Genomic DNA, 7417 nt, shown 5'->3' with positions numbered 1-7417 from the left:
GTGCGCTTCAAGACCGGCGTGGCGATGTAGGCCGCCGGAACGTGCTCGCTCAACGATGGCAGGTCGTAGTGGCTGGGTTTGAGCATGGCCGTGCCCACCGAGACTTCACTGCTCAGTTTCTCCCGTTCGTGCAAGCGATAGCTGGGGCTGCCGGCGGTGTTGAGGGTCAGGCCAGGATGCCAGAGGTCGGGGTAGCGCAGACGCACGAAATCCACCCGTGCGGTGTAGATCGCCATGACCCGCGCCAGCAGCTCCTGAGGGGTTGCCAGCAGCTCGGGCACGCCCATGCCCACGAACGGGTCGTAGCCCATGAACCCGGCAAATTCCAAGTGCGTCGGGTTCGCCCGGATCAGCTTGAGCATCGCCTCCAGCGTGGCATCGTCGGCTACTCCGCCCCGGTGCAGGCCTACATCCAGTTCGATATTGATCCGCAAGCGAGTACCAAGCCCCTGGGCCAGGGCCCGGTATTGCTCAAGCCGTTCAGGTGTGTCCAGCAGCCACTGCAACTGGCGTGACGGATCGAAGGGTCCTTTGTGAAGCTCATAGAACAACGCGGCGCTGCGCACTGGGAGAGGTTTGCCCAGCAAAATATCAGCCGTGGGAAACTGCAACGCATCGTGGTTGAGGAACGGTTGGTGGAACGACATCAACCGTCGAGTCTCGGCTCGCTGGCCAATGTAGTTCAACAGCCCCGGCGATGGCAGGGACTTCTCCACCAAGCGCAGCTGTTTGCCGGCGCGCCGGACCGAGGCCATTACCACGTCGATGTTGTGATCGAGTCGGTCCAGGTCAATCAGCATCACCGGTCGCATGGGACCGTGGGCCTTGAGTTCCCGGTTCAACTGGCGGAAATAATCGCTGTACGGCCCGCCCTGGTCCCGCGGTCGCAGCCAGGCACCGACGCCGGCCAGCAACAGTCCGGCGCCCACCGTCCCAGCCAGGAACCCTCGACGATTGAAACCCATCAGCTCGCTCCCAGAATCGTTGAAAGATGCCCGTTGAGGAATTTTCCGCCAGGGTCCAGGGCCTGGCGCACCTGGGCAAACTCATTCCAGCGTGGGTAGAGCGCCTGGAGCGTCCTGGCGTTCAAGGAATGCAGTTTTCCCCAATGCGGGCGCCCCTGGTATTTCCAGAAGACCGGCTCGATGGCGGCGAAGAAATTGTGATGGTCCATCTGGTAATGCTGGTGCACGGAGATCGAACAACTGTCGCGGCCTTCGAACATGCTCAGGGCGATGTCGTCGGCCTTCACGTAGCGGTATTCGATGGGAAACCAGGTGCGCAGGTCTTTGTCGCGGATCAGCTTGAGGATTTCCCGCAGGCACGCCGGACCGTGTTCAGCCGGCACTGAATACTCCATCTCGTTGAAGCGCACGGTGCGCGCATTGGCGTAGATGTCGTGGGAATCGCCAACCCGATCCTCAAAGTCGGCCACCAGTCGCAGGCTGTTGAGTAACGTGCGCCGAATCGTCGGAAAATCGCTGCCATACTTGTCGAGCTTTTCGATCAGGGTGACGAATTCGTTGCCACCCTCCTCCTCGGGGCTCACCGGTGCAGTGGCCGGATCGGTGGTTTCGTTCAAGGCAATCGACAACGCATAGTCGGAATGGGTGACCACCTGCATTTCCCAATGCTGATTGTCCTGAGTGTTGGTGTCTAGGTCCTCGAGCAACTCTTCGGTTTTCGCCACCCACTGGCGCTCGCGCAGCCGATAAGCAGGACGGTTCTGCAAACGCACACGGGTCACCAGCCCCAGCGCACCCAGTGACACCCGCCCGGCCTTGAACACTTCGGGATGGCGGTTGGCATCGCAATCAAGCACCTCGCCGCCGGCCGTCACCAGTTGCAGCCCGACCACCTGCGCCGAATACGAACCGAATGCCTTGCCGGTGCCGTGGGTCGAGGTGGCGATGGCCCCGGCCAGGGTCTGGTAATCCACGTCGGCCATGTTCGGTAGCGCCTGACCGATGGCCTTGAGCGCTGGGCCCATGCGCGACATGGGCGTACCGCCACCGAACTCGGCCTGCAGACTGGCGACGTCGTGATCCAGCAGACCGCTGAAAAAACTCAGCGACAGCAAAGTCCCGTCCGTGGGCACCAGGGCGCTGAAGGAATGGCCTGAACCCACCGGACGAATCCGCCCTTCGGCGCGGGCCACGATTTGCACCAGTTCATCCAGATTCTTGGGAGCCAGACGCGCTGCCGGCAGGCAACTTTGCGCACCGGACCAATTGCGCCACGGAATCAGTCGCGGGGCGCGCATCAACTCGGCCAGGGCGCCCTGGCTGCCCAGCGCCGTGAAGGCCGCGACAGCGGCGGCCCGTTGCAGCCACTGGCGCCGTGAATAGTCCATCGTCATGCCGTCGTTCCCCTGTTGGTCATTGCAATGGCTGGCCGGACATGAAGCCGATCAGGGCCAGGAACTGCTCTTCGGAACAGTGCATGCACAGCCCCATCGGCGGCATGCCGTTGTAGCCGTTGATCGTGTGATCAAGCAGGGTGTCGCTGCCCTGGGCCACTCGCGGCACCCAGGCGTTGGCGTCGCCGGTCAGGGGCGCTCCGGCGCCGGGGTTGGCGTGGCAGAGCTTGCAACTGCTGTCGTAGATTTGTGCCAGCGCTCCGTCGGCGGGCACACTCGTTAAGGCCCTGGGCGGGCTCGTTTTGGCCTCTTCGCCGCAACCGGCGAGCAATACGCCAAGCGAAAGAATCGCCGCGGCGTGAGTCCAGGCTGAAGACGTTGGTACCGACATGGGGCCCCTCTTGGTGGCGCAATGAGCACGCCTTTATTGTGTTGGGTCAGACAGACTCACACTAAGGCACGCCCGCGCGTTGGCTTGAGGTCATTGGGGGCCAGAAAGGGAACTTGGGCGGCCAGCGCTGGATGATCGATGGCCAGGGACATTGGCGATCAGGGCAGCAGCAGCCCCTGCTCGCGCTCGCACAACTGCACCACATAATCCCAGAGCACCCGCAGGCGCACGGATTTGTGCAGTTCGCGGCGGGTGCTGATCCAGTAGCTGCGGCGGATGGTTTCATCGGGCAGTAAAGGGACCAGGGCCGGGTCGCTGCTGGCCATGTAGCAAGGCAGTACGGCAATCCCCAATCCCGAGCGTGCAGCCTGTTGCTGGGCGATGACGCTGGTACTGTGGAACACCACCCGAGGGTTGCGGCAAAAGCTGTTGAGAAACATCAGTTCCTGGCTGAACAGCAGGTCGTCGACATACCCGATCCAGGCATGGCGGGCCAGGTCTTCGCGACTGCGCAACGGTGGCGAGCGGTCCAGGTAGGCCTGGCTGGCGTAGAGCGCCAGACTGTAGTCGGTGAGCTTGCGGGTCACCAGCAGGTCGGCCACCGGGCGTTCGAGGTGAATGCTGATTTCCACTTCGCGGTTGAGGATGCTGACAAAACGCGGCACCGCCACCAACTCCACCTCCAGCCCCGGATAGCGCTGGAACAGACCCTCCATGCGGCTGGCTAAAAACATGATGCCCAGCCCTTCCGTCACCCCCACGCGGATCTTGCCCAAGGGCGCGCTGGACTGGGTGATGTCCTCCTGGGCCAGCAAGGCCACGTTTTCCATGGCTTCAGCGTGCTTGAGCAACGATTCGCCCGCGGGGGTCAGTTCATAGCCCTGGGCATGCTGGACAAACAGCGCGGTACCCAGGCTTTTCTCGATGGCTTCGATGTGCCGGGCCACGGTGGCATGGGTGGTGTTCAGGCGTCGTGCGGCCGTGAGCAAACGGCCGCTGCGTTGCAGTTCCAGAAAGTAGCGCAGGTCATTCCAGTCGAACATGGGCCATCCTTGAACACGCCTGAAGGCATGACTGTTTAAAAACGCACAGCGGTTGCGCAAAAACTAACATTCTTTTGACGAAACCTAACAACTAGGATGCATCCCACAAGAACAAAAATGAGGTCGCGAATGCAACCTGTCGTCGATGAATACGATTACGTGATCGTGGGCGCCGGCCCTGCCGGATGCCTGCTGGCCAACCGGCTTAGCGCCAACGCGCAGCACCGGGTGTTGTTGCTTGAAGCGGGCGGGCGCGACAACTATCCGTGGATTCACATCCCGGTCGGCTACCTGTTCTGCATCGGTAACCCGCGCACCGACTGGTGCTTCAAGACCGAGGCGCAAGCGGGTTTGCAAGGGCGCGCACTGAGTTACCCACGGGGCAAGGTGCTGGGTGGCTGCTCCTCCATCAACGGCATGATCTACATGCGCGGCCAGGCCGCGGATTACGACAGCTGGGCCGCCGAGGGCAACCCTGGCTGGGCCTGGAAAGACGTGCTGCCGTTGTTCAGACAGAGCGAAAACCACTTTGCCGGAGACTCCGAGCTCCATGGCGCCGCCGGGGAATGGCGGGTCGAACGCCAGCGCCTGTCATGGCCGATTCTCGATGCGTTTCGCACCGCCGCCGAGCAGAGCGGTATCCCCAGCGTCGACGACTTCAACAGCGGCGACAACGAAGGCTGCGGCTATTTCCAGGTCAACCAGAAAGCCGGGGTGCGCTGGAACGCGGCCAAGGCCTTCCTCAAACCGGTTCGCCAGCGCCCCAACCTCACGGTAATGACCGATGTCGAAGTCGACCGCGTGCTGTTGCGTGACAACCGGGCCCACGCCGTCAGCGCCCGTTGGCAAGGCAAAAGCATGACGTTCAAGGCGCGCAAGGAAATCGTGCTGTGCGCCGGCGCCGTCGGCTCGCCGGGTATTTTGCAGCGCTCGGGAATCGGTCCGCGCAACCTGTTGCAACGCCTGGGCATTGGCGTGGTTCATGAGCTGCCCGGCGTGGGCGGCAACTTGCAGGACCACCTGCAACTGCGGCTGATCTACCAGTTGGAAAACGCCCGTACCCTGAACCAGATCGCCGGCACTTTATGGGGCAAGATGGGCATGGGGCTGCGCTACCTCTATGATCGCAGCGGCCCGCTGTCCATGGCCCCCAGCCAACTCGGCGCGTTCGCCCGCTCGGGGCCGGAACAGACCTCGGCCAACCTCGAATACCACGTGCAGCCCTTGTCGCTGGAACGCTTTGGCGAACCACTGCACAGTTTCCCGGCGTTCACTGCGTCGGTCTGTGACCTGCGTCCGCAAAGCCGCGGCCGGGTGGACATTCGCTCGGCCGACCCGCACGAGGCACCGCTGATCCAGCCCAACTACCTGAGCCATCCCGAAGACTTGCGGGTCGCCGCCGACGCCATCCGCCTGACCCGACGCATCGTCGCCGCCCCGGCGTTGAGCGCCTTCAAGCCGGTGGAATACCTGCCGGGACCAAGCCTGCAAACCGAGGAAGAACTGCACCAGGCCGCCGCCCGTATAGGCACGACGATTTTCCACCCGGTGGGCACCTGCCGCATGGGCCAGGACCGCGACGCGGTGGTGGATGCGCAACTGCGGGTTCACGGCATCAACGGCCTGCGCATCGCCGACGCCTCGATCATGCCGCGCATCACCTCGGGCAACACCTGCTCGCCCACGCTGATGATTGCCGAGAAGGCCGCGCAGATGATCCTCGAGGCGGACATCCGCAGCACCACGCCCCAAAAGGAACCTGCCACGGTCTGAAGAACAACAGAATCCCCCTGTGGGAGCGAGCCTGCTCGCGAAGGCGGTGTATCAGCTCACGATGATGTCGACCGGCATACCGCTTTCGCGAGCAGGCTCGCTCCCACAAGGAGAACCCTTTGAATTCAAGGTATGCAGCAAAACAGGAGACGCTGTACCGGCGTCGACAGTGGAACAACAAAAACAATCACTGTGAGGGATACCCAAATGTCTGAACATGTTCAGTCCCTGGAAGCCACGCGCAGCGCCGGCACCAGCCAGGAAACCCAGAAAGTCATCTTCGCCTCGTCCTTGGGGACGGTGTTCGAGTGGTATGACTTTTTCCTCTATGGCGCCCTGGCGGCGGTGATCAGCAAGCAGTTCTTTGCCGGGGTCAACGACACCACGGCATTCATCTTCGCCCTGATGGCATTCGCCGCCGGCTTTATCGTGCGGCCTTTCGGCGCACTGGTGTTCGGACGGCTGGGAGACATGATCGGACGCAAATACACCTTCCTGGCCACCATCGTACTCATGGGCCTGGCGACGTTCTGCGTCGGCCTGTTGCCCAACTACGCCAGCATCGGCATTGCCGCGCCCATCATCCTCGTGGTGCTGCGCATGCTCCAGGGCCTGGCCTTGGGCGGTGAGTACGGCGGCGCTGCCACCTACGTCGCCGAACACGCGCCGATGGGCAAGCGCGGTTTCCACACCAGTTGGATTCAGTCCACCGCCACCCTCGGGCTGCTGCTCTCGCTGCTGGTGGTACTGGGCTGTCGTTATTTCACGGGCGATCAGTTCGAAGTCTGGGGCTGGCGCATTCCGTTTCTGCTGTCGATCGTGTTGCTGGGCATCTCCACCTGGATTCGCCTGAGCCTGCATGAATCGCCGTCCTTCTTGAAAATGAAAGAAGAAGGCAAGTGCTGCAAGGCGCCGATCCGCGAATCCTTTGGTAAGTGGGAAAATCTCAAGGTGGTGCTGATCGCGCTGTTCAGCATCAACGCCGGGCAAGCGGTGACCTTCTATGCCGCGCAGTTCTATGTGCTGTTTTTCCTCACCCAGTTCCTGAAGATGGATCCGGCCCTGGCCAACAGCCTGCTGATCGTCAGCGTGGTCATCGGCGCACCGTTCTTCATCTTTTTTGGCTGGCTGTCGGACAAGGTCGGGCGCAAACCGGTACTGATGATTGGCCTGTTGCTGGCGACGGCGTTGTACTTTCCGATCTTCAAGACACTGGCCCACTACGCCAACCCGGCCATTGACCTGGCGAGCCGTCAGGCGCCGATCACCGTGATCGCCGATCCGGCCACGTGCACCTTCCAGTTCGACCCGGTGGGCAAGGCCCGTTTCGATAGCCCATGCGACAAGGTCAAGACCTTCCTGGTCAAGCAAGGCCTGCCCTACAGCAGTGTCGCGGCGCCGGCCGGCAGTGATGTGCAGGTCAGCGTCGGTGATGTGAAGCTTGAAGGCTACGACGAAGCCGCCCTGCGCGGCGCGGTGACCCTGGCGGGCTACCCACAACAGGCCGATGCCCAGCAGATCAACCGGCCGATGATCGTGGCACTGATCGTGGCGCTGATCATCATTTCAGCCATGTGCTACGGCCCACTGGCGGCGCTGATGGTCGAACTGTTTCCCACTCGGATCCGCTACACCTCCATGTCCCTGCCCTACCACATCGGCAACGGCTGGTTCGGCGGTTTCCTGCCCACCGTGTCGTTTGCCCTGGTGGTCTACACCGGGGACATTTTCTACGGGCTGTGGTACCCGGTGATGATCACCGGGGTGAGCCTGGTGGTGGGCATGATTTGCCTGCGGGAAACCCGGAACGTGGACCTGGATAAAAACTGAGGGCAAAACCGTGGCGAGGGC

General features: G+C 62.3%; 5 protein-coding genes and 1 pseudogene. 2 read left to right on the top strand and 4 right to left on the bottom strand.

The genetic code is table 11. The features are described from left to right. The 4 genes and pseudogenes from GSM73_RS25270 to GSM73_RS25255 all read right to left on the bottom strand — a co-directional run. Window positions 1-890: pseudogene (locus tag GSM73_RS25270) on the bottom strand (alanine racemase); the annotation flags it as partial. Between the two features lie 74 nt (window positions 891-964). Then, on the bottom strand, window positions 965-2263 hold the full coding sequence (locus tag GSM73_RS25265; protein WP_160894367.1) for a D-arabinono-1,4-lactone oxidase: 1299 nt from the start codon (window positions 2261-2263) through the stop codon (window positions 965-967). 115 nt (window positions 2264-2378) lie between these two features. After that, on the bottom strand, window positions 2379-2750 hold the full coding sequence (locus GSM73_RS25260; protein ID WP_160894167.1) for a cytochrome c5 family protein: 372 nt from the start codon (window positions 2748-2750) through the stop codon (window positions 2379-2381). Window positions 2751-2908: 158 nt separating this feature from the next. Then, the gene (locus GSM73_RS25255) at window positions 2909-3793 is read right to left on the bottom strand and encodes a LysR family transcriptional regulator (RefSeq protein ID WP_107322642.1); all 885 of its coding nucleotides are present in this window, start codon (window positions 3791-3793) and stop codon (window positions 2909-2911) included. A gap of 129 nt (window positions 3794-3922) precedes the next feature. On the opposite strand from GSM73_RS25255, the gene GSM73_RS25250 reads away from it, so the two are divergent. Together GSM73_RS25250 and GSM73_RS25245 are read left to right on the top strand one after the other, a co-directional pair. Then, entirely contained in the window at window positions 3923-5566 is a 1644-nt protein-coding gene (locus GSM73_RS25250) for a GMC family oxidoreductase (RefSeq protein ID WP_160894165.1), read from the top strand. A 207-nt stretch (window positions 5567-5773) separates the two neighbouring features. Next, window positions 5774-7396 carry an MFS transporter gene (locus GSM73_RS25245; protein ID WP_047227800.1) on the top strand — a complete coding sequence of 541 codons (1623 nt, stop codon included), beginning with the start codon at window positions 5774-5776 and terminating at the stop codon, window positions 7394-7396. Window positions 7397-7417 lie beyond the last annotated feature (21 nt).

This window comes from Pseudomonas sp. PICF6, assembly GCF_009831705.1.
Taxonomy (GTDB): domain Bacteria; phylum Pseudomonadota; class Gammaproteobacteria; order Pseudomonadales; family Pseudomonadaceae; genus Aquipseudomonas; species Aquipseudomonas rhizophila.
The sequence above is the reverse complement of the archived record's forward strand: the minus strand, read 5'-3'. Positions and strand labels throughout refer to the sequence as shown.